The organism is Erwinia aphidicola (assembly GCF_014773485.1).
GTDB classification, from domain to species: domain Bacteria; phylum Pseudomonadota; class Gammaproteobacteria; order Enterobacterales; family Enterobacteriaceae; genus Erwinia; species Erwinia aphidicola.
This window is the reverse complement of sequence record NZ_JACXBP010000005.1, coordinates 338,030-359,779: the sequence shown is the minus strand read 5'-3', so window position 1 is coordinate 359,779 and position 21,750 is coordinate 338,030. Positions and strand designations below refer to the sequence as shown.

The following is a 21,750-nucleotide window of genomic DNA, read 5'->3' as shown; positions in this document are numbered from 1 at the left end:
TTAAATCAGGCCCGGCTTCCTGCCGGGCCAGGGGGGATTAACGCGCGTTCTGCTTAATGAATTCGCTCACGCTGGTATCCTGCGCCATATCAGCAATCACGTCGCCCAGACTCTGGTTCACGACATTAGTGATTTTCTGATTGGTGGCGGAGAAGGCCCCTTCAACGCTGTTAGTCTGACGGTAGTTCTTGACCTGTTTGCTGCCGTTTTTCGCGGTGGCAATGATCGAGATATCCGCTTTGGTCGTGATGCTGTAACGCACGTTGCCCTCGGTGACATCGGCATACAGACCATTAACCACGATCTGCAGGTCAACCGCGCCGTTAGGGCCGATCATATAACCACGGGCCGTCATTTGTTTCTCCAGCGTTTCCTGCAGCAGGAAGCGCAGGTCGCGTGATGGCGTCAACGTGATGAGCTGGCCGTCGCGGTTTACCTTCGCCAGAGCCTGATCGCTGCGCTGATCGGCCCCGTTGATGCTGACGGTGATGCCCATCAGGCTTGGGTCGCGCTGCGGCAGCTGAATTTTTGGTGCTACATCAAGCGTATTGCTGTTACTCGCACAGCCAGCCAGAATAAATGCGGCCAGCAGAGGGAAAAATAATTTTTTTAACATGCTTATTTTCTCGATAACGTGAGTAGTATTGCTGACAAAACTGCGGTCATCATAACATCGCCAGTAGCCAGTGGAAGCCCTGATAGCGCGTAAATTCATCGCGTTGCGGATTTTTCAGACATCTGAACGCGTGACGCTTTGACCTTCGGAACCGCGTTAGGTTTCTTTGTGCCGTCAGAGTTATCTGCCATGGTGGGAAAAATTCAGTAAAACGGGCCAGTTTTAGCTAAAAACAGACTACGATTTAAAGGGATGGGGCGTAGTTCTCTGCATCAGAGGAGTTCAGGTATGATCCGCGAACAAATAGAAGAAAAGTTACGTACGGCGTTTTCGCCGGTGCACCTTGAAGTGCATGATGAAAGCTACCGCCATAACGTGCCGGCGGGTGCAGAGAGTCATTTCAAAGTCGTGATCGTTAGCGACAGCTTTGTCGATCAGCGTTTCCTCACGCGGCATCGCGCTATTTATGGCGTGTTGTCTGAGGAGCTGGCGGGCAGCGTGCATGCACTGGCATTACACAGCTACACCTTGAAGGAGTGGGAGGGGTTACAGGATACCGTACCCGCCTCACCGAACTGCCGTGGCGCCGGAACCCTGGCGTAAATTAAGCGCACTCACAGAAAACGGCCTACGGGTCCGTTTCAGACTACAGATGAACCCCACGTTTATTCGTGGGGTTTCTTTTATGTCGCGAGCGCAGATCCTGATCGCGATATTTTTACATCCTCTTCTGGCGACGATTTTTCTTTCCTTTAAGTTGCCGTGGTAGATACAGCAGACCGAACGCAAAGCGGTATTCTCTAGCCTTAATAGACAACAGGTGACTACAGGACGAATAAAATAACGGCGATCCTTGCGCCAGAAGAGTCAGTAAACAGATACTTTTTTTGCGTAACGTATGGCCAGTTTTACCTATTACAATAAAATCACCTTGATGGGTTTTTATGTATCCAACGATCTTTAAAATGTCATTACGGCAATTGAATTTCTCGCTTAGTATCAATATTCTCAGGGTAAGGAATGTTAAGCGATATTTTATTCGTATTTAATATCAATCGTCCATCTTTGGCAGGCGGAATTCTTCCTGGATAAATAACCATTAACCCACCGGTATCGTTGCAAACTGAGGGGTTATTAATTTCAGCCGCTACGACCTGCTGTAAACTGTAACTTCCACCGGGCCAGGTCGCTGATGAATCTAATCCCACCATAAGGTCATAAGGGATCTTTTTGGAACGGAAAAAGCCATGGCTGATTGAGTAACTTCCTGATAAACTTGAACAAATTAAGATTCTTGTTGCTCCTCGATAATGGTACGCTTGTTCAAATCTATCAATTGCAGAGGCCAGCGTGCTATTAATTTCATTTATTTTTTTACGCAACATTATTCCGATTTCTCTGTCCCTTTGTTGTACAACAGGGGGGACATTTTCCAGAAGGATATCCAGGGGCGGGGTTCCCTGGGCAACACGTGATTGCCATTCCCTTTCTTTCATATTAAGAATAAATCCCGATAATGCGCCAATCGCATAACTTTCTGTATCAGATTGCGTGTGTATGAGAGTGGCATCATCTTTCATTTTTCTGGTAAACGCATGTCGAAACTCTAAGGTGTCTATATTACTGCCTTGTGAAATAATCTCCGCAATGATTTCAATATATTTCGCACTGCCTTCGTTAATATCTGTTTGACGTATTCTCCTTGCATCCTCGGGGTAAAGTTCTTTCCACAGATCAAACCAATATCTTGCGTGGCCCAGCGAGTTTTCAGTCCCGTCGAGTGCCGCGTATAATGCCCGTATGATGCTGTTACGGTAATATCGCCCTGCGGCCTGAACCGGGAAGGGGGTTGCCCGAGAAACATTATCTGACCCGGTTCTTTTCCATGTCTCATCTTGCACAAAAAAATGAAAAGCTTCATGAGTTGCGACGTTGAAAATTTCTGGCACGGGATTTTTCTCGTTCTGAAGGCGGAGCTCCTCTTCATATGGCAGTTTAGTTCCCAAACTCACATACAGTGTCGGCCGACCATCAGGCCACTGAATTATCTGATAATGCATATACTCTATGGATAAGTTTCGCCGCTGAATTTCGCTGTAAGGGATTTTAATAAGAGTCTGGCTGTCGATGGCCCAGGCATTTTTGTCATCGGCAACAACCAGTCTGAGTTTTCTAAATATGTCAGTTTCCCATACCTTCTCCAGAGCTGGCCATGCCTTTCGGGTGGCTGAAAAAATGGATTCTACATATGCTTCATTTTTTAAATTTACTTTTGCCTGTGAGGTTGATGATGAAAAAATAACGATTAATGAAGTGGTTATTATTGAAAATAATTTCATTGTTTCACCATTTTAATATCGATTGGAAGTAGAGGTAAGTTAATGTTCTTATGCTTTATAGTTGGTTTTGGTTATGGGTTAACCGCCCCTGGAGTTTTGGGGTGTAAAGATAGATAACTATATCCTTGGTTTTCTAGTGCAGGATAGTTAGCTGTAAAGTGTCACACGAATAAATAAATGTATCGGGAGTCTCTTTTATCGCTTTCCTGCACTCGAATAACTCTTAGCGTATCAATTAAGTTTTATCGTATTTAATAATGTCACCAGGTTGGCAATCAAGTACCTCGCATATTGATTCTAAGGTAGTGAATCGTATGGCTTTTGCTTTGCCGCTTTTCAGGATAGATAAGTTTGCCTCTGTGATATCTATCGCATTAGCTAGCTCCTTTGCGGTCATTTTCCTTTCTTTCAAAAGTTTATCCAGATGTATGACGACAGGCATGCTAAATCACCAACTCTTGTTCTGCTTCAATGTCGCTTGCCAGTCTTAAAACATGACTCAAAATTAGAAGTCCAGCGCCAATTGGTAAATATACCATGTTATTGAATTCAATAGTGTATGAAAACATTTGAGTGCTGGTGTACATAAGCGATAATAAAAGGTCACTAATTAAAGAGTATATCGATAGTGCGATAAAGCAGACACCCGTTACTTTAATCCTTTGTACCTGTTTATTTCCGAAAACTACGGCCATTCTGATGCTTTTGAATACCTGGTGAAACTGCCACAGCATTACACAAATGATTAAATCGCTGATCGCACTTTGTATTGCCAGAGATAACTTGTCAGGATGAATATCTGATGGGACATCATGCAAAGGGTATATGGTGCCAGTGAAATCCATCATTTCAAAATCTGAAGGGCCCCAGATTAAAAGCTGACTTATCAGTGGGAGCGATATCAAGCCAAGAGTTAATGTACTTTCCATAAATCTGCACCAAAAGAGAACTTTAGGATTTCTCAGCATCATTTTTTCCTCTATCGGGTAGAACTTTTCAGATTCAGTCCGGAGCTGAATATATCCTACGATAATTTTGAGTTACTGAACCGGTCAGTAAGAGCATTATTATCGATAAACGATAACTGGTCAACAGGGGATTATCGAAAAGCAATAATTTTTAAAGGCCAGCCAAGTGACCAGGTAGCCACAGTGATCCGAGCTGCTTCCCCCACATGGACGGCTTGAAGGCAGGCCTACGGTTGTCGGGACAATGAGATGTTTACGGCATTGCTAATGCATTCGAATTCAATAGCGGTTTCGATTTTATCCACCCGATAGTCTCAGGGCCCATTATGGAAGGCGATAATTTCAAACGGGGTTGCTGTGGAGCGGGTTGTTTGATCATGGTAATCGGTCGGAAATTGTACTGGCTGAGAACAAAGTCCTGGTCTTACAGCCACTACTTTGCCACCAGACTGAAAAGGTCTACGGGCCGCATTTATCATTTATAGCCGCCAAAACCCCTTGTCCTCAGTATTATCTGACGCAATATCGACAAAAAGGGTAAAAGTAGCGCGATTTGGAGGGGCGTGTAGCCTCGACTCGCTTAGACGTTGTCGCTATAATGCTGCGTCTATTTTTCCGGAATGTCTTCGGGACGCTTCTGTTAACAGGGAATGCGGTTCTGGCACCAGAAACCGTCCCGGTTCTTAGACGCCGCCTGTGTTCACCACAGGCGGCGTCTGAAGTTGACCGAGCACGTGATTTTTTGAGGTAATAAGATGCAAGTTTCAGTAGAAACAACTCAGGGCCTGGGCCGTCGCGTAACGATTACCGTTGATAAAGATGTGATCGAGAACGCGGTGAAAAGTGAGCTGGTCAGCGTAGCTAAGAAAGTGCGCATCGACGGTTTCCGCAAAGGAAAAGTGCCGATGAGCGTAGTGACACAGCGTTACGGTGCTTCCGTTCGCCAGGATGTTCTGGGCGATCTGATGCAGCGCAACTTTGTTGACGCGATCATCAAAGAAAAAATCAATCCGGCTGGCGCACCTCAGTATGTGCCGGGCGAATACAAAATCGGCGAAGACTTCACTTTCTCTGCAGAGTTCGAAGTTTATCCGGAAGTTGAGCTGAAAGGTCTGGACGCAATCGAAGTTGAAAAACCGGTTGTTGAAGTGACTGATGCTGACGTTGACACCATGCTGGACACCCTGCGCAAGCAGCAGGCCACCTGGAAAGAAACCGACGCAGCAGCGACAGCTGAAGACCGCGCAACCATCGATTTCTCCGGTTCTGTAGACGGTGAAGAGTTCGAAGGCGGCAAAGCGTCTGACTTCGTACTGGCGATGGGCCAGGGTCGTATGATCCCAGGCTTCGAAGAGGGTGTTGTTGGCCACAAAGCGGGCGAAACCTTCACTATCGACGTCAACTTCCCGGAAGATTACCACGCTGAAAACCTGAAAGGGAAAGCAGCGAAGTTTGAAATCGTGCTGAAGAAAGTTGAAGAGCGTGAGCTGCCAGAATTCACCGAAGAGTTCATCAAACGCTTTGGCGTTGAAGATGGTTCTGTCGACGGTCTGCGTGCAGAAGTGCGTAAAAACATGCAGCGTGAGCTGAAAGGCGCTGTGCGTAACCGCGTGAAGACTCAGGCAATCGATGGTCTGGTGAAAGCGAACGACATCGACGTTCCCGCTGCACTGATCGACGGTGAAATCGACGTGCTGAAGCGCCAGGCTGCACAGCGCTTTGGCGGCAACGAAGCGCAGGCACTTGAGCTGCCACGCGAGCTGTTCGAAGAGCAGGCAAAACGCCGCGTAGTTGTTGGCCTGCTGTTGGGTGAAGTGATTCGTACCCACGAGCTGAAAGCTGACGAAGAGCGCGTGAAAACGATGATCGAAGAGATGGCTTCTGCTTACGAAGATCCATCAGAAGTCATCGAGTTCTACAGCAAGAACAACGAGCTGATGAACAACATGCGTAATGTCGCGCTGGAAGAGCAGGCTGTTGAAGCCGTGCTGGAAAAAGCGAAAGTGACTGAAAAAGCCACTAACTTCCAGGAACTGATGAACCAGAGCCAGCCGGCCTGATTATCAAATCTGTAAGTTGACGTGAAGCCCGCAACCTCCCGGTTGCGGGCTTTTGTCATTTATAGGGAAAAATCCGACTACTTTTAACGGTTGTTTGCTCATTTAATCTGCAAATTATCGCGTAAGCTACTTTTCCTGGTTAGCAGTTGATAAAAACGTTGTTATGCTTGAAATAGCAGGGGATCATCCCCAAATCGTAACCACGAAGTCACCAGCCCGATAACTGTCCGGGCGGCATCGGGTGTAAGGCCTGGAATCATAGTGTTCCTGATCGCTCTCAAGTAATATCACTACAGAGTGTTGCCAAATGAAATTTATCCAGGAGACGATAATGTCATACAGCGGCGAACGTGAACTAACTGCACCTCAGATGGCTTTAGTGCCAATGGTGGTTGAACAAACTTCTCGCGGAGAGCGTTCATACGACATCTACTCGCGCCTGCTGAAAGAGCGCATTATTTTCCTGACTGGCCAGGTTGAAGACCACATGGCCAACCTGATCGTCGCACAGATGCTGTTTCTGGAAGCGGAGAATCCAGAAAAAGACATCCACCTGTATATTAACTCTCCTGGTGGCGTGATCACCGCAGGGATGTCGATTTACGACACCATGCAGTTTATTAAACCTGATGTCAGCACCATCTGTATGGGCCAGGCTTGCTCCATGGGAGCATTTCTGCTGACCGCAGGGGCGAAAGGTAAGCGTTACTGCCTGCCAAATTCACGCGTGATGATCCACCAGCCACTGGGCGGTTTCCAGGGCCAGGCATCTGATATTGATATCCATGCGCGTGAAATTATCAAAACCAAGCACATGATGAATGAACTCATGGCGAAACATACGGGTCAGACGATTGAAACGATCGAGCGCGATACCAATCGCGACCGTTTCCTGTCGGCGAGCGAATCCGTAGAGTACGGCTTAGTGGATTCCGTGTTGTCCCAGCGTAACTGATTAACATGTTGTTGTGACATAGTGCCGTTGCCTCTGCAGGCCGTTCAGGTGGCGGCCTGCGAAGCTGACCCCACGTGGGAAGGTGAGTGTGACAATGAGGGGAAAGTAAATGACCGATAAACGCAAAGACGGTTCAGGGAAGCTGCTGTACTGCTCTTTTTGCGGCAAAAGCCAGCATGAAGTGCGTAAGCTGATTGCCGGCCCGTCAGTGTATGTCTGCGATGAATGCGTCGACTTATGTAACGACATCATCCGCGAAGAGATTAAAGAGGTTGCGCCGCACCGCGATCGCAACTCGCTGCCTACGCCGCATGAGATCCGCCACCACCTTGACGATTACGTTATCGGCCAGGAGCGGGCGAAAAAGGTGCTGTCGGTGGCGGTGTATAACCACTACAAGCGCCTGCGCAACGGCGACACCAGCAACGGTATTGAGCTGGGCAAAAGTAATATTCTGCTGATCGGCCCGACCGGTAGCGGTAAAACCCTGCTGGCGGAAACGCTGGCGCGCCTGCTGGACGTGCCGTTCACCATGGCGGATGCCACCACGCTGACCGAAGCGGGTTACGTGGGCGAGGATGTGGAAAACATCATTCAGAAGCTGCTGCAGAAGTGCGATTACGACGTGCAGAAAGCGCAGCGCGGCATTGTTTACATCGATGAAATTGACAAGATTTCGCGTAAATCTGACAACCCGTCGATTACCCGCGATGTCTCCGGCGAAGGCGTGCAGCAGGCGCTGCTGAAGCTGATCGAAGGCACGGTGGCGGCGGTTCCTCCGCAGGGCGGGCGTAAGCATCCGCAGCAGGAGTTTTTACAGGTTGATACCTCGAAAATTCTGTTTATCTGTGGCGGGGCGTTTGCCGGCCTGGACAAAGTGGTGTCGCAGCGCGTGGATACCGGCACCGGGATTGGCTTTGGCGCCTCGGTGAAGGGCAAGTCAGAGAAAGCCACCGAAGGCGAGCTGCTGGCCCAGGTGGAGCCGGAAGATTTGATCAAGTTTGGTCTGATCCCGGAGTTCATCGGCCGTCTGCCGGTGGTGGCAACGCTGACCGAGCTGAGTGAAGACGCGCTGATCCAGATCCTGCGCGAGCCGAAAAACGCGCTGACCAAGCAGTACCAGGCGCTGTTTAACCTGGAAGGCGTGGAGCTGGAGTTCCGTGAGGATGCGCTGACGGCGATTGCTAAGAAAGCGATGTCGCGCAAAACCGGCGCGCGCGGCCTGCGTTCAATCGTGGAAGCGGCACTGCTGAATACCATGTACGATCTGCCGTCGCTGGACGACGTCGAGAAAGTGGTGGTGGATGCTCAGGTTATCGAAGGTGATAGTGAGCCTAAGGTGATCTACGGTCAGCACGAAACCCAGCAGGCTTCCGGCGAATAAGCGGCGAGCGAGGCAAATAAAAACGGCCCGTATAAACATACGGGCCGTTTTTTATCCCCGGAGCACGTAAATCAGGCTTCGAGTTCATCCCAGCTACTGACAACGTGAGTAGCAATACCGTAATCAACGGCCTGCTGCGGACTCATCCAGTAGTTGCTGTCGGTGTCTTTCTCGACTTTCTCCAGCGGCTGACCGGTTGCATTGCTGATCAGCTTATTAATACGCTCACGGGCGCGCAGCAGCTCTTTGGCCTCGATTTCAATGTCTGAAACCTTACCGCGCACGCCGCCCAACGGCTGGTGGATCATAAAGCGAGTATTAGGGAGCGAGTAGCGGTCATTTTTCTCGGCAGCAAGGAAGATGGTGATCCCAGCGCTGGCGACCCAGCCGGTACCGATAACCATCACTTTCGGCTTAACGAATTTGATCATGTCGTGGATGGTATCACCCGCTTCGACGTGACCGCCCTGGCTGTTGATGAACAGCTTGATCGGCTCATCGCCCATTTCCTGCAGGATCAGCAGCTGAGCGGTAACTTTCTCGGCAAGTGCCTGATTAATCTCACCGGAAATGATAATAGAGCGTGACTGCAGCAGTTTATTGACTGCCAGCGCTGAACTCTTCTCTTCCTGGCCGGTTTCTTCTTTCTCTGGCTCTTGCGGCATGTTTACACTCCATCGGATTATCATAAGTGACCAGAGTTTAGCATAATCCAATTATCAGCTAAATCAACAGTAACATTGACCCCTATTTCTTATCTAAAACAGCATGTTAAATCGAAATCTGGCATCATGTTCAGCCCCTTGCTCACTTTTAGTACAGTCGCGCTCTGCGCACTATCCTGTGCACCTTTAACCCGGTGTTATGGAGTTTTACTGCCATTGGTCGGGGGAAATGGGCTATATTAAGGGCTGATACGCATAAATGAGACAGCCCACTTCAGGTCTGTTGATAAGGCATGAGGTTAACTGATGACAGAGAAGCGCAAAGACGGTTCAGGGAAGCTGCTGTACTGCTCTTTTTGCGGCAAAAGCCAGCATGAAGTGCGTAAGCTGATTGCCGGCCCGTCAGTCTATATCTGCGATGAATGCGTCGACTTATGTAACGACATCATCCGTGAAGAGATTAAAGAGGTTGCGCCGCACCGTGAGCGTAACTCCCTGCCTACGCCGCATGAGATCCGCCACCACCTTGACGATTACGTTATCGGCCAGGAGCGGGCGAAAAAGGTGCTGTCGGTGGCGGTGTATAACCACTACAAGCGCCTGCGCAACGGCGACACCAGCAACGGTATTGAGCTGGGCAAAAGTAACATTCTGCTGATCGGCCCGACCGGTAGCGGTAAAACCCTGCTGGCGGAAACGCTGGCGCGCCTGCTGGACGTGCCGTTTACCATGGCGGATGCCACCACGCTGACCGAAGCGGGTTACGTGGGCGAGGATGTGGAAAACATCATTCAGAAGCTGCTGCAGAAGTGCGACTACGACGTGCAGAAAGCGCAGCGCGGCATTGTTTACATCGATGAAATTGACAAGATTTCGCGTAAATCTGACAACCCGTCGATTACCCGCGATGTCTCCGGCGAAGGCGTGCAGCAGGCGCTGCTGAAGCTGATCGAAGGCACGGTGGCGGCGGTTCCTCCGCAGGGCGGGCGTAAGCATCCGCAGCAGGAGTTTTTACAGGTTGATACCTCGAAAATTCTGTTTATCTGCGGCGGGGCGTTTGCCGGCCTGGACAAAGTGGTGTCGCAGCGCGTGGATACCGGCACCGGGATTGGCTTTGGCGCCTCGGTGAAGGGCAAGTCAGAGAAAGCCACCGAAGGCGAGCTGCTGGCGCAGGTGGAGCCGGAAGATTTGATCAAGTTTGGTCTGATCCCGGAGTTCATCGGCCGTCTGCCGGTGGTGGCGACGCTGACCGAGCTGAGTGAAGACGCGCTGATCCAGATCCTGCGCGAGCCGAAAAACGCGCTGACCAAGCAGTATCAGGCGCTGTTTAATCTGGAAGGCGTGGAGCTGGAGTTCCGTGATGAAGCGCTGACGGCGATCGCTAAAAAGGCGATGTCGCGCAAAACCGGCGCGCGCGGCCTGCGTTCAATCGTGGAAGGCGCGCTGCTGGATACCATGTACGATCTGCCGTCGATTGACGACGTCGAGAAGGTGGTAATTGATGAATCGGTGATCGCCGGTGAAAGCCAGCCGATGTTGATTTATGGAAAACCGGAAGCGCAGCAGGCTTCTGGCGAATAAATAACCAAATCAATCCAGTCAGTTATCTTAAAAGGGGGAAAATGTTCCCCCTTTTGCTTTTCTCGTTACCCCAACATTGAATCTATTCCGTTCATCCCCATATACTCAGATACCTGTGGGTCAAACTGCACTTTTTCTGGATGATGTGGTTCCCCTTACCCTGGCGGAAATTAAACTAAGAGAGAGCTCTATGAATCCTGAGCGTTCTGAACGCATTGAAATCCCTGTGTTGCCATTGCGTGACGTAGTGGTTTATCCGCACATGGTCATTCCGTTGTTTGTCGGTCGTGAAAAATCAATTCGCTGCCTCGAAGCCGCCATGGATCATGACAAAAAGATCATGCTGGTCGCTCAGAAAGAAGCTTCAACGGATGAACCTGGCATTAACGATCTCTTTTCAGTCGGGACCGTTGCCTCAATTTTACAGATGCTGAAACTCCCTGATGGCACGGTGAAAGTGCTGGTGGAAGGGTTGCAGCGCGCACATATCACTACGTTATCTGATAACGGCGACCATTTTACCGCCCAGGCAGAGTACCTGGCGTCGCCGGAAATCGAAGAGCGCGAGCAGGAAGTGCTGGTGCGTACGGCGATCAATCAGTTTGAAGGCTACATCAAACTGAACAAGAAGATCCCGCCGGAAGTGCTGACTTCCCTGAACAGCATTGATGACGCTGCACGCCTGGCAGATACCGTTGCGGCGCATATGCCGCTTAAGCTGGCTGATAAGCAGTCCGTTCTGGAAATGTCCGACGTTAACGAGCGTCTGGAATATCTGATGGCGATGATGGAATCGGAAATCGACCTGTTGCAGGTTGAGAAACGTATCCGTAACCGCGTCAAAAAACAGATGGAAAAGAGCCAGCGTGAGTACTATCTGAATGAGCAGATGAAGGCGATTCAGAAAGAACTCGGCGAGATGGACGATGCCCCGGACGAAAACGAAGCGCTGAAGCGCAAAATCGACGCGGCCAAAATGCCGAAAGAAGCGCGCGACAAAACGGAAGCTGAGCTGCAGAAGCTGAAGATGATGTCGCCGATGTCGGCAGAAGCTACCGTCGTGCGCGGCTATATCGACTGGATGGTGCAGGTGCCGTGGAATGCGCGCAGCAAGGTGAAGAAAGACCTGCTGAAAGCACAGGAAACGCTGGATACCGACCACTTCGGCCTTGAGCGTGTGAAAGACCGTATCCTGGAATATTTGGCCGTCCAGAGCCGCGTCAGCAAAATCAAAGGCCCAATCCTCTGCCTGGTTGGACCGCCGGGCGTGGGTAAAACCTCGCTGGGGCAGTCAATTGCCAAAGCCACCGGACGTAAATACGTGCGTATGGCGCTGGGTGGGGTGCGTGATGAAGCAGAGATACGCGGCCACCGCCGAACTTACATCGGCTCTATGCCAGGTAAGCTGATCCAGAAAATGGCAAAAGTGGGCGTTAAAAACCCGCTGTTCCTGCTGGATGAGATCGACAAAATGTCCTCGGACATGCGCGGTGACCCGGCCTCGGCACTGCTGGAAGTTCTTGATCCTGAGCAGAACATCGCCTTTAACGATCACTATCTGGAAGTGGATTACGATCTCTCCGATGTGATGTTTGTCGCGACCTCAAACTCGATGAACATTCCAGCACCGCTGCTGGATCGTATGGAAGTGATTCGCCTGTCCGGCTACACCGAGGACGAAAAACTCAATATTGCTAAGCAGCACCTGCTGTCCAAGCAGATTGAGCGCAATGCGCTGAAGAAAAATGAGCTGACCGTGGACGACAGCGCCATCGTTGGCATCATTCGTTACTACACCCGTGAAGCGGGCGTGCGTAGCCTTGAGCGTGAACTGTCCAAGCTGTGCCGTAAGGCGGTGAAAACCCTGCTGATGGATAAGTCGATCAAACATATCGAAATCAACGCCGACAATCTGAAAGATTTCCTCGGGGTGCAGCGTTTCGACTACGGTCGTGCCGACAGCGAAAACCGCGTCGGTCAGGTGACCGGTCTGGCATGGACGGAAGTGGGCGGCGATCTGCTGACCATTGAAACCGCCTGTGTTCCGGGCAAGGGCAAACTGACCTACACCGGGTCGCTTGGTGAAGTGATGCAGGAATCTATCCAGGCCGCACTGACCGTGGTGCGCGCCCGCGCGGAGAAGCTGGGCATCAACGCAGATTTCTACGAGAAGCGCGACATCCACGTCCACGTTCCGGAAGGGGCAACGCCGAAGGATGGTCCAAGTGCCGGTATCGCCATGTGTACTGCGCTGGTTTCCTGCCTGACCGGTAACCCGGTACGTGCCGATGTGGCAATGACCGGTGAAATCACGCTGCGTGGCCAGGTGCTGCCGATCGGTGGCCTGAAAGAGAAACTGCTGGCGGCTCACCGTGGCGGCATCAAAACCGTGCTGATCCCGGATGAGAACAAGCGCGATCTGGAAGAGATCCCGGACAACGTGATTGCCGATCTGGATATTCACCCGGTGAAACGCATCGAGGAAGTTCTGGCTCTGGCCCTGCAAAATGCCCCTTACGGCATGCAGGTTGTCACCGCGAAATAGTGATTTAAGGCAAATTCACTGTAAAACTAAGGCTGGCGAGTGAAATGGTGCTTGCCAGCTTTTTTATGTGCCGCTACTTTAAGTGCTGTTAAGCCAGTGACGGCAAGGTTGCGAGTCTCTGAGGCTCAACAAACTCAGGCTAAACGGCCATAACAAATGATTGCACCCAGGTGAGCGGAAGAGTCCGACTCACGGTGTATAAAATAATAGGGGATGAGTGAGTGAATAAGTCACAGTTGATCGACAAAATTGCTGCAAACGCCGATATTTCTAAAGCGGCAGCCGGACGTGTATTAGATGCATTTATCGGTTCAGTCACCGAATCTCTGCAGGCTGGCGACGAAGTAGCGCTGGTTGGTTTTGGCACCTTCTCAGTGCGTGAGCGCGCTGAGCGTACCGGTCGTAACCCACAAACCGGTAAAGAGATCACTATTGCTGCGGGCAAAGTCCCTGGCTTCCGTGCCGGTAAAGCACTGAAAGATTCAGTAAACTAAGTTAATTAAGCTGCCGTTGAAGCAGATTTCTTCGGCGGAGTGAGGATCGCCCGCGCGTTCTCATGTAACATACCGGGCACATCAGCATAATGATGTGCCTTTTTTTATGTTTCAATGACAAACGCGCAATGCGGTTGTCGACAAAGTGCAACTCCACGTTGTTTTTGAGTTGCCGCAGCGCATCGGCGTAGTCCGTCCCTGGAGGGATGATAAGCGCAGGGTTTTACATTCATACTACAGCGGAGTGTTGTCACACCATGATGGACAATTTACGCGCGGCGTCGAACAATGTCGTGCTCAAAATTTTACTGGGTCTGATCATCCTTTCCTTCGTCCTCACCGGCGTAGGTGGTTATCTGACGGGCGGAAACGGTGATTACGCCGCGAAAGTGAACGGTCAGGAAATCAGCCGTGCTCAGCTTGAGCGCGCTTTTAGCAGCGAACGTTCTCGTCAGCAGCAGATGCTGGGCGAGCAGTTCTCTCAGCTGGCAGGCAATGAAGGCTACATGCAGCAGATCCGCCAGCAGGCACTGTCGCAGCTGATTGATGAGCAGCTGCTTGACCAGTACGCGAAAGATATTGGCCTGGCGATTAGCGATGACCAGATCAAACAGGCAATCTTCACCCAGCCCGCTTTCCAGACCAACGGTAAGTTTGATAATGCGAAATACCTTGGCATGATCGGCAACCTGGGCTTCTCCGCCGATCAGTATGCGGAAGCGCTGCGTAAGCAGCTGACCACTCAGCAGCTGATCCAGTCCGTTACCGGTACAGATTTTGTGCTGGGGAACGAAGCAGACTCGCTGGCAGCGCTGGTCGCTCAGCAGCGTCTGGTGCGGGAAGTGACGATTAACGTCAATGCACTGGCGGCGAAGCAGAACGTGACCGCGGATGAGATTAACAGCTACTACCAGCAGCATAAAAATGAGTTTATGTCGCCGGAGCAGTTCCGCGTCAGCTATATCAAGCTGGATGCAGCCAGCATGCAGCAGCCGGTCAGCGAAGCGGATATTCAGAGCTGGTACGATCAACATCAGCAGGACTACACGCAGCCACAGCGCGAGCGCTACAGCATCATTCAGACCAAAACCGAAGCTGAAGCACAGTCGGTACTGGATGCGCTGAAAAAAGGCGCTGACTTCGCCGCACTGGCGAAAGAGAAATCCGCTGACCCAATCTCTGCCCGTAACGGCGGTGATATGGGCTGGCTTGAGCCGGATACCACGCCGGACGAGCTGAAAGGCGCAGGTCTGAAAGAGAAGGGCCAGCTGTCTGAGGTGATTAAATCTTCCGTTGGCTTCATTATTGCCCGTCTGGATGATATTCAGCCGCAAAAAATCAAAGCGCTGTCTGAAGTTCACGACGACATCGCGGCGAAAGTGAAGCAGGAAAAAGCCATCGATGCCTATTACAAACTGCAGACCAAAGTCAGCGATGCTGCCAGCAATGACAATGAGTCACTGGCCAGCGCAGAGCAGGTTGCGGGCGTGAAAGCGGTTGAAACCAGCTGGTTTAGTCACGACAACGTGCCTGCCGAGCTGAATTTCAAAGCGGTGCAGGATGCTATCTTCAACGGTGGTCTGGTTGGTCAGGGCGGTGCTCCGGGCAGTAACTCTGACATTATTACCGTCGATGGTGACCGTGCCTTCGTACTGCGCATCAGCGAGCACAAACCGGAAGCGGAAAAACCACTGGCTGAGGTCAGCGCGCAGATCACCGCTGCGCTGAAGCAGCAGAAAGCTCAGCAGCAGGCGAAAGCTCAGGCAGAGAAACTGCTGGCCGAGCTGAAAGCAGGTAAGGGCGATGAAGCGCTGAAAGCGGCCGGTCTGACCTTCGGTGCTCAGCAGACGCTGGCACGTACCGGTCAGGATGCACTGTCACAGGCGGCATTCACGCTGCCACTGCCAGCCGCAGACAAGCCGTCGTACGGCATCAGTGAAGATGCTCAGGGCAACGTCGTACTGCTGGCGCTGGACAAAGTGCAGAGCGGCAACCTGCCGGAGGCGCAGAAGCAGGCAATGGTTCAGGGTATCACCCAGAACAATGCCCAGCTGGCCTTCGCTGCATTGCTGAGCAACCTGCGCAAAGAAGCCAAGATCAAGTACGGTGCAGCAGCGCAGGCGCAATAAGCCTCGCAAATTCACTGCAACTTACTGCAACACCCAAAGGCCGCTTATGCGGCCTTTTCCATTTCTGGGATCGGCTGTTTGTCGGGGTGACGGCGCGGGAGTAGGGTGGCGGTGCTGTCAAACACATGGAGGAAAACAGCATGTTTAATCGTACTTTACAGGCACTTTCGCTGGCGCTGGCTATCGGCATCACGCTACCCGTCGCGGTCAGCGCTGCGGCACCGAAAGAGGCGGTCGCCGAGGTCAAAACGGCGCCGCATGATAAAGGCAGCGCGGAAAGCGCCGGGCAGGTAAGCATTAACAGCGCCAGCGCGCAGGAGCTGGCGGCAGCGCTGAACGGCGTCGGCTTGAAAAAGGCGGAGTCGATTGTTAGCTACCGCGAGAAGTACGGTCCCTTTACTCAGTTGGATCAGCTGAAAGAGGTGCCGGGGATGGGCAGCACGCTGGTGGAAAGGAATCTGTCACATATTAAATTGTGATCCGCATCCAGAGTCTTTAATTCGACCTGCAACAAATGCAGCCTGGCTGCTAATCTCAGAGGTCATACCAGTTGGTATGGCCTTTTTTATCGGGAGATTATCGTGACAACCACCACCATTAAAGTACGCGGCTACCATCTGGATATCTATCAACACGTGAACAATGCCCGCTACCTGGAATTCCTCGAAGAAGCGCGCTGGGCGTGGTTTGAACAGCTAAGCGCCTTTCAGTGGATGACGCAGAGAAATCTGGCGTTTGTGGTGGTAAATATTAACATTAACTATCGCCGCCCGGCGGTGATGGGCGATGTGCTGAATATCGACAGTCAGCTGCTGAAGCTGGGAGGCAAAAGCGGAGTGATTGCTCAGCGCATTACGCTGGATGGCGATGGCACTGAGGTGGCTGATGCGCAGCTGACCTTTGTCTGCATCGATCTGCACAGCCAGAAAGCGCTGCCGCTGGAAGGGGAACTGAAAGCCCACCTCGAAAGTATGCTAGCTTGACTGAATATCACTAACCTACCCGTAGGGGCGAGGCATGCCTCGCCCTGGTTTTAAGCATGCCGTTTTAGTCACTGAAGTCCGGTTTTTGTCTTCATCGCCTGCATCACCGCTGACGGATTTTGCTGGTACTCCTGCAGCCCGTTGGCACGCAGATGGCAGGCGGCACAGTCACCGCAGCCGCTGCCCTTAATGCCGTTATAGCAGGTCAGCGTCTGGTCACGCACCAGCGCCAGCTGCTGCCAGTAGTCGGCCAGTGCCCAGGTCTCGGCTTTATTCAGCCACATCAGCGGGGTTTCGAATCTGACATCCCGCGCCATTCCCAGCGCCACGGCATGATTCAACGCTTTAACAAACTCATCGCGGCAGTCCGGATAGCCCGAGAAATCGGTTTCACATACGCCGGCGATCACCGCTTCCGCTTCGATCTGGTAAGCGTAAATCGAGGCGAGCGTCAGGAACAGAATATTACGGCCCGGAACAAAGGTACTTGGCAAGCCGCTGGCTTCAGGGTCGTAAGTCGGTACCGGAATGTTGTCGCGCGTCAGGCTGCTGACTGCCAGCTCGTTGAGCATGGTGACATCCAGCACTTTGTGCGCCCTTGCGCCCAGCGCTTGCGACAGTTCGCCGGCAATGTCGATTTCCGCACGGTGGCGCTGGCCATAATCAAAGGTAATGCAGTGCACTTCATCATACTGCTGCAAAGCCTGAATCAGGCAGGTCGTTGAGTCCTGCCCACCGCTGAATACCACCACTGCACGTTTCATTATCTTTTCCTCATGATTTGCTGCCGGCTATGGTACTGCCTGATGCGCAATAAAAACAGCACTGCTCAGGAGATAGCAACCGGAGGCGGGATCCACGCACGGGAGAAATCAAACCAGCCCCAGGCATTCAGGTGAATACCCTCCACGTCCGGCGGGGCACTGACCTGATAGCGGTAGTTAAACAGAGGGGTGATGATGGCATCGCTCATCAGCTGCTGGAACAGCGCCTGCAGCCCGGCGTGTCGCTGAGTCAGTTCAGTATGCTGCTGTAAATGGTCAAGCTGGCGCAGCAGGCGTTGCCAGCGCTGCTGGCCAAGCATCTCCGGCCAGAGCGGATCGAGCCGCAGCCAGCTTTCCAGGGTAAACACCGGCGCTTCGCCAATCAGACGGTCGCCCATCACCAGGTCGGCCTGGCCCAGCGACGGGTAATCCTGCCAGTTCTTTGCCGCATGGAAACAGAGCGTCAGCTCACAGCCATGCAGCGCCAGCAGCTGACGTAATTTTTCCGCCATCGCATGCAGTTCAACCGGCAGATGGTAGTGCAGGCTAAGGTGCGCAGGCAGAGAGAGCTGCGCCTGCGGCTGCCAGTCGGGGATCTGCCAGCCCGGCAGCATTTCCCGGCTCGGCGTAATTAATCCCTCTTCCAGCGGCAGCTGTTCAATCACTTCAGGCTGATGTACCAGCGCCATAATTTGCTGCGCCTGCGCGGCCGACAGCGGGCTGTGCTGGCCTCTCGCCAGATAGCAAAAGCCAAGGCTGATACGCTGGCTGACCGGCTGAAGCTGCGCCAGCTCGTGCTGAGTGCCAATCGCAATCTGCACCGGATGACGGCAGCTGGTGCCGAGCTCACGGTCAAAGAGCTGCGGCGCTATCCAGTACTCTATGGCCTGCATCAGCGGGTGCGCGGCGTGATACCAGCCGTGGCTTTCCAGGCGCAGCAGTGCGGGTGTGTTGATCATCACGCGCCAGGGGCCGCAGCCGATATCCGGATTGTCCGGATGGGGCAGCAGGCAGTGAACGCTGGCGAGGCGATGTGCCAGCCAGCAGTCTGGCCGCAGTAAATCAATCCGCAGGCAGAGCCGGTGCGCGGCGCAGACGGTTTTTACCGCCGGGAGTAGCTGCTGGCCGACCTGACTGGCGACGATAGCCTGCAGGCGCTGCTGTAGCTGTCCGGCGCTGACGGCTTCACCGTGATGCCAGCGTAGCTGCGGGCGTAAAAAGAAATACCAGCTTAGCCCATCATCGCTGACCTGCCAGTGATGGGCGAGGTCGGGAATGGCCTCATCACCCGCCAGGCGGCTCAGCCCGGCAAACACCTGCTGGGCCAGATGCTGCTCTGCGCGCCCGGCCTGCTGCATGGGGCGCAGCGAATCGAGCGGACGATAGTAGGGAATACGCAGCGTTGGCTGGTTATTTTGCCACTGGCCGCCCATAAAGGGCTGCAGTAATTGGCTAAGCTGTTCCGGCGCCAGCGCCACCATTTGCAGCGCATGCTGCGGCTGGCCGTTATCCAGCTGTTGCAGCATCAGATCGCTGCGTAACGCGGCGGGGGACTGCAGAAAAATCAGCGTGCCGCGCTTGCCGCGCCCTGAACTGGCCTGCCAGTCCAGCCAGCCACTCTGCTGCCACTGGCGTAACAGGGTTCGGGCATGGCGCTCGCTGCAAAAACAGCGGCTGCCAATTTCGCTTACGCTGGTGGACTGCGGCTGCCCGGCGCTGTGCTGCCAGAGCCTTTGGTACTGGTTCAATCGATTGAGCTGTCGCATCTCGCCCCAAACCCGGAACAATTTTTAAAAAGTATTCACTATTAGTTCCGCAAATACCAGGGGATACTCCTGGCAGATGAAAATTCGACCACTTGGAGAGAAAATGGTGCGCCTTGCTGCTTTTGATATGGACGGTACGCTGCTGCTGCCAGACCACAAACTGGGTGAGCAGACCCTGCAAAGCCTGCGGGCGCTGAGATCGCATCCGGTTCAGCTCACGTTTGCCACAGGACGCCATTTTCTTGAGATGCAGCCGCTGATGCAGCAGTACGATCTGCCGGCGTATCTGATCAGCGGCAACGGCACCCGCATTCACGACCCGCTGGGGAACCCTTTGTACGCCTGCGATCTCCCTCCCGATGCTGCCTGGCAGGTTCTTCACAGCCACTGGGAGACGCGCGCCAGCCTGCACGTGTTTAACGATAATGGCTGGTTTACGCAGTACGATGTGCCAGAGATCCTGCGGGCGCATCAGCTGAGTGGTTTTCGTTATCAGCTCACCGACCTGCGCCGGATCCCCGCGCATCAGGTGACGAAAGTCTGCTTTATCGCTGATTATCAGGCGCTATGCCAGCTGCAGATCCAGCTGCGCGAAGCGTTTGGCGACAGTGTCCATCTCTGTTTTTCTGCGCGCGACTGTCTGGAAGTGCTGCCGCTCAGCTGCAATAAAGGCGCCGCACTGGCTCGCCTGTCCGCACGGCTGGGTGTGGAAATGACGGAGTGTATGGCGTTTGGCGATGCGATGAATGACCTGGAGATGCTGGGCAGCGTGGGTCACGGCTTTATTATGCGTAATGCGATGGAGCAGCTGAAAGCGATGCTGCCCCAGCTGCCGATCATTGGAGACTGTGCGACACAGGGCGTGTCTCATTACCTGAATCACTGGCTGAACACACCACACCTCGACTATTCCCCCGAATAATGAGGCCCGTTATCCAGTGTGCCGGACAGGATGTCCGGCTTTTTTCGTTTAGTGACGTGCAGCACGCTCTGCGGCCAAAATGGCCTGTCGAGCACGCGCGCCACGGTACAGCGTCAGCAAAATTCCCAGCAGGAAGGGCAGCAGAAGCCACAGCGATTCGCGGCTGATGCTGTTTCCGCTCAGCGCACTCTCCAGCGCCACGGCAATCAGCGGGAACACAAGGAACACCAGCGAGGCCTGAAACGGCTTAGCCACCTGCTGCAGCGCGAAGTACGCCAGAATACCGCCCACTCCCGCCACTACGCCGAGATAAGCAATAGACAGCAGAGCCTGAGGGGTAAAGCTGTGATAATCCGGCGCTTCCGTCAGGCCAGCCAGCGTCAGCAGCACGCCCGCACCCAGGCAGGGTAGCGCGTTGTAGCTCAGTACCGAGATGCCCGAGCAGCGTTTTTTGCACTGTACGTACATCAGCGCATGGATCACCACGGCCGCCACCAGCGCGGCCACGCCCTGCCACTGGCTGTCGCCGCTGGCGCGAGTTTCATGCCATAAAATAGTGCTCAGTGCGCCGATACTGATAGCCAACCCCAGCAGCTGCTGTAGCGTGGTCTTTTCACGTAAAAACAGGATTGAAGCGGCCAGCACGGCAGCAGGCATGGTGGCAAAGATAATGGCTGCGAGGCTCGACGAGGTGTAGCGCTCACCGTAAATCATCAGCGTAAAAGGGATGGCAAAATAGAACAGCATCACGCAGAGCTGGAAGCCACGCTGACCACGGGGAAACAGTAGTGGCACCTTTTTATAACGCGCCAGCAGCAGCAGCAGCGGTGCAGCACAGAGAAAGCGCAGCCCGGTAGCGAAAATCGGCGGCACGGTCGCCACGGTAATTTTCATCGCCATCCACGTCGTGCCCCAGGTCAGAGCAACAGCCGTAAACAGGCCGATAATCAGTAGATTATGGTAACGATTAGCGTTCATTTTGGTCATCCCTGAAGATTGTAATAGTAGGGGACCAGATTAACTAAACGCCTGGGGAAAAGGTTGCTATAATTCTACTCCCTTTCTTATCTCTGAGAGAAAATTTTGCTCCCAAATCCGCTGGATAAAAAAGACAGAATGCTGCTAGATCTGCTGCAGCGAGATTGCACACTCTCTTTGCAGGCGCTGGCCGATGCCGTCAGCCTGACCACCACCCCCTGCTGGAAGCGCTTGAAAAGGCTGGAGGATGAAGGCTATATTCGCGGCCGGGTCGCGCTGCTGGATGGCGAGAAACTCGGCCTTGGTCTGACCGCCTTCGTATTAATCAAAACTCAGCAGCACAGCAGCAGCTGGTTTCAGCAGTTTGTCGAGCTGGTGCAGGCGATGCCGGAAGTAATGGGCTTTTACCGTATGGCCGGGGAGTATGACTATCTGCTGCGCGTTCAGGTCGCAGATATGAAAAGCTACGACGGCTTTTATAAACGCCTGGTGAACGGCGTCCCGGGGCTAATCGATGTCACTTCGAGTTTTGCCATGGAAGAGATAAAATACACTACCGCATTGCCGGTTGCCCCCTAGTGAGGCTGACCGCTCTCTCTCT

20 protein-coding genes are annotated in these 21,750 nt (G+C 53.0%); 12 read left to right on the top strand and 8 right to left on the bottom strand.

Annotated features, from left to right (window positions below):
- Positions 1 to 37: 37 nt before the first annotated feature.
- On the bottom strand, positions 38 to 616 hold the full coding sequence (locus ID864_RS14595) for a lipoprotein (RefSeq protein WP_048916942.1): 579 nt from the start codon (positions 614 to 616) through the stop codon (positions 38 to 40).
- Between the two features lie 288 nt (positions 617 to 904).
- Here ID864_RS14595 and bolA point away from each other — a divergent pair, with 288 nt between their 5' ends.
- Positions 905 to 1,219, top strand: a complete 315-nt coding sequence (bolA, locus tag ID864_RS14590; RefSeq protein ID WP_048916941.1) for a transcriptional regulator BolA — start codon at positions 905 to 907, stop codon at positions 1,217 to 1,219.
- Between the two features lie 368 nt (positions 1,220 to 1,587).
- Here bolA and ID864_RS14585 read toward each other — a convergent pair whose 3' ends face one another.
- The 3 genes from ID864_RS14585 to ID864_RS14575 form a co-directional block, all read right to left on the bottom strand.
- Entirely contained in the window at positions 1,588 to 2,955 is a 1,368-nt protein-coding gene (locus ID864_RS14585; protein WP_191149985.1) for a hypothetical protein, read from the bottom strand.
- Between the two features lie 235 nt (positions 2,956 to 3,190).
- The gene (locus ID864_RS14580) at positions 3,191 to 3,397 is read right to left on the bottom strand and encodes a helix-turn-helix domain-containing protein (RefSeq protein ID WP_062818370.1); all 207 of its coding nucleotides are present in this window, start codon (positions 3,395 to 3,397) and stop codon (positions 3,191 to 3,193) included.
- Position 3,398: 1 nt separating this feature from the next.
- Positions 3,399 to 3,926, bottom strand: a complete 528-nt coding sequence (locus ID864_RS14575; protein WP_099754978.1) for a DUF2975 domain-containing protein — start codon at positions 3,924 to 3,926, stop codon at positions 3,399 to 3,401.
- A gap of 752 nt (positions 3,927 to 4,678) precedes the next feature.
- On the opposite strand from ID864_RS14575, the gene tig reads away from it, so the two are divergent.
- The 3 genes from tig (at position 4,679) to clpX (ID864_RS14560) (ending at position 8,322) form a co-directional block, all read left to right on the top strand.
- Complete coding sequence (gene tig / locus ID864_RS14570; protein ID WP_048916937.1) at positions 4,679 to 5,983, top strand: trigger factor; 1,305 nt, start codon at positions 4,679 to 4,681, stop codon at positions 5,981 to 5,983.
- A 331-nt stretch (positions 5,984 to 6,314) separates the two neighbouring features.
- On the top strand, positions 6,315 to 6,938 hold the full coding sequence (gene clpP, locus ID864_RS14565) for an ATP-dependent Clp endopeptidase proteolytic subunit ClpP (protein ID WP_048916936.1): 624 nt from the start codon (positions 6,315 to 6,317) through the stop codon (positions 6,936 to 6,938).
- A 109-nt stretch (positions 6,939 to 7,047) separates the two neighbouring features.
- A complete protein-coding gene (clpX, locus tag ID864_RS14560) occupies positions 7,048 to 8,322 on the top strand; it encodes an ATP-dependent protease ATP-binding subunit ClpX (protein ID WP_099754980.1) in 1,275 nt (424 codons plus the stop codon).
- A gap of 71 nt (positions 8,323 to 8,393) precedes the next feature.
- Here clpX (ID864_RS14560) and ID864_RS14555 read toward each other — a convergent pair whose 3' ends face one another.
- On the bottom strand, positions 8,394 to 8,987 hold the full coding sequence (locus tag ID864_RS14555) for an ATP-dependent Clp protease proteolytic subunit (RefSeq protein ID WP_048916933.1): 594 nt from the start codon (positions 8,985 to 8,987) through the stop codon (positions 8,394 to 8,396).
- A 306-nt stretch (positions 8,988 to 9,293) separates the two neighbouring features.
- Here ID864_RS14555 and clpX (ID864_RS14550) point away from each other — a divergent pair, with 306 nt between their 5' ends.
- The 6 genes from clpX (ID864_RS14550) to ID864_RS14525 all read left to right on the top strand — a co-directional run bounded on the left by clpX (ID864_RS14550) (position 9,294) and on the right by ID864_RS14525 (position 16,719).
- Entirely contained in the window at positions 9,294 to 10,568 is a 1,275-nt protein-coding gene (clpX, locus tag ID864_RS14550; RefSeq protein ID WP_048916932.1) for an ATP-dependent protease ATP-binding subunit ClpX, read from the top strand.
- Positions 10,569 to 10,758: 190 nt separating this feature from the next.
- The gene (gene lon / locus ID864_RS14545) at positions 10,759 to 13,113 is read left to right on the top strand and encodes an endopeptidase La (RefSeq protein ID WP_048916931.1); all 2,355 of its coding nucleotides are present in this window, start codon (positions 10,759 to 10,761) and stop codon (positions 13,111 to 13,113) included.
- Positions 13,114 to 13,334: 221 nt separating this feature from the next.
- Positions 13,335 to 13,607 (top strand): nucleoid-associated protein HU-beta, encoded by a 273-nt coding sequence (gene hupB / locus ID864_RS14540; RefSeq protein ID WP_062744954.1) that lies wholly within the window; start codon positions 13,335 to 13,337, stop codon positions 13,605 to 13,607.
- Positions 13,608 to 13,864: 257 nt separating this feature from the next.
- The gene (ppiD, locus tag ID864_RS14535; RefSeq protein ID WP_191149984.1) at positions 13,865 to 15,736 is read left to right on the top strand and encodes a peptidylprolyl isomerase; all 1,872 of its coding nucleotides are present in this window, start codon (positions 13,865 to 13,867) and stop codon (positions 15,734 to 15,736) included.
- A 140-nt stretch (positions 15,737 to 15,876) separates the two neighbouring features.
- Positions 15,877 to 16,215 carry a ComEA family DNA-binding protein gene (locus tag ID864_RS14530; protein ID WP_191149983.1) on the top strand — a complete coding sequence of 113 codons (339 nt, stop codon included), beginning with the start codon at positions 15,877 to 15,879 and terminating at the stop codon, positions 16,213 to 16,215.
- Positions 16,216 to 16,317: 102 nt separating this feature from the next.
- Positions 16,318 to 16,719 carry an acyl-CoA thioesterase gene (locus ID864_RS14525; protein ID WP_048916927.1) on the top strand — a complete coding sequence of 134 codons (402 nt, stop codon included), beginning with the start codon at positions 16,318 to 16,320 and terminating at the stop codon, positions 16,717 to 16,719.
- A 68-nt stretch (positions 16,720 to 16,787) separates the two neighbouring features.
- Here ID864_RS14525 and queC read toward each other — a convergent pair whose 3' ends face one another.
- Complete coding sequence (gene queC, locus ID864_RS14520) at positions 16,788 to 17,483, bottom strand: 7-cyano-7-deazaguanine synthase QueC (RefSeq protein ID WP_048916926.1); 696 nt, start codon at positions 17,481 to 17,483, stop codon at positions 16,788 to 16,790.
- A gap of 65 nt (positions 17,484 to 17,548) precedes the next feature.
- Positions 17,549 to 19,249, bottom strand: a complete 1,701-nt coding sequence (locus ID864_RS14515; protein WP_133624271.1) for an SgrR family transcriptional regulator — start codon at positions 19,247 to 19,249, stop codon at positions 17,549 to 17,551.
- Between the two features lie 103 nt (positions 19,250 to 19,352).
- Here ID864_RS14515 and cof point away from each other — a divergent pair, with 103 nt between their 5' ends.
- Entirely contained in the window at positions 19,353 to 20,171 is an 819-nt protein-coding gene (cof, locus tag ID864_RS14510; RefSeq protein ID WP_191150009.1) for an HMP-PP phosphatase, read from the top strand.
- A 48-nt stretch (positions 20,172 to 20,219) separates the two neighbouring features.
- Here cof and ID864_RS14505 read toward each other — a convergent pair whose 3' ends face one another.
- Entirely contained in the window at positions 20,220 to 21,149 is a 930-nt protein-coding gene (locus tag ID864_RS14505) for a DMT family transporter (protein WP_455709046.1), read from the bottom strand.
- 105 nt (positions 21,150 to 21,254) lie between these two features.
- Between ID864_RS14505 and ID864_RS14500 the strand changes: the two genes are divergently transcribed.
- Complete coding sequence (locus ID864_RS14500) at positions 21,255 to 21,728, top strand: Lrp/AsnC family transcriptional regulator (protein WP_099754779.1); 474 nt, start codon at positions 21,255 to 21,257, stop codon at positions 21,726 to 21,728.
- The last annotated feature ends 22 nt before the right edge of the window (positions 21,729 to 21,750 follow it).

Coding starts and splice junctions, on each gene's coding strand:
- ID864_RS14595 (WP_048916942.1), bottom strand. CDS start 616: ATGTTAAAAAAATTATTTTTCCCTCTGCTGGCCGCATTTATTCTGGCT.
- bolA (WP_048916941.1), top strand. CDS start 905: ATGATCCGCGAACAAATAGAAGAAAAGTTACGTACGGCGTTTTCGCCG.
- ID864_RS14585 (WP_191149985.1), bottom strand. CDS start 2,955: ATGAAATTATTTTCAATAATAACCACTTCATTAATCGTTATTTTTTCA.
- ID864_RS14580 (WP_062818370.1), bottom strand. CDS start 3,397: ATGCCTGTCGTCATACATCTGGATAAACTTTTGAAAGAAAGGAAAATG.
- ID864_RS14575 (WP_099754978.1), bottom strand. CDS start 3,926: ATGATGCTGAGAAATCCTAAAGTTCTCTTTTGGTGCAGATTTATGGAA.
- tig (WP_048916937.1), top strand. CDS start 4,679: ATGCAAGTTTCAGTAGAAACAACTCAGGGCCTGGGCCGTCGCGTAACG.
- clpP (WP_048916936.1), top strand. CDS start 6,315: ATGTCATACAGCGGCGAACGTGAACTAACTGCACCTCAGATGGCTTTA.
- clpX (WP_099754980.1), top strand. CDS start 7,048: ATGACCGATAAACGCAAAGACGGTTCAGGGAAGCTGCTGTACTGCTCT.
- ID864_RS14555 (WP_048916933.1), bottom strand. CDS start 8,987: ATGCCGCAAGAGCCAGAGAAAGAAGAAACCGGCCAGGAAGAGAAGAGT.
- clpX (WP_048916932.1), top strand. CDS start 9,294: ATGACAGAGAAGCGCAAAGACGGTTCAGGGAAGCTGCTGTACTGCTCT.
- lon (WP_048916931.1), top strand. CDS start 10,759: ATGAATCCTGAGCGTTCTGAACGCATTGAAATCCCTGTGTTGCCATTG.
- ppiD (WP_191149984.1), top strand. CDS start 13,865: ATGATGGACAATTTACGCGCGGCGTCGAACAATGTCGTGCTCAAAATT.
- ID864_RS14530 (WP_191149983.1), top strand. CDS start 15,877: ATGTTTAATCGTACTTTACAGGCACTTTCGCTGGCGCTGGCTATCGGC.
- queC (WP_048916926.1), bottom strand. CDS start 17,483: ATGAAACGTGCAGTGGTGGTATTCAGCGGTGGGCAGGACTCAACGACC.
- ID864_RS14515 (WP_133624271.1), bottom strand. CDS start 19,249: ATGCGACAGCTCAATCGATTGAACCAGTACCAAAGGCTCTGGCAGCAC.
- cof (WP_191150009.1), top strand. CDS start 19,353: ATGGTGCGCCTTGCTGCTTTTGATATGGACGGTACGCTGCTGCTGCCA.
- ID864_RS14505 (WP_455709046.1), bottom strand. CDS start 21,149: ATGAACGCTAATCGTTACCATAATCTACTGATTATCGGCCTGTTTACG.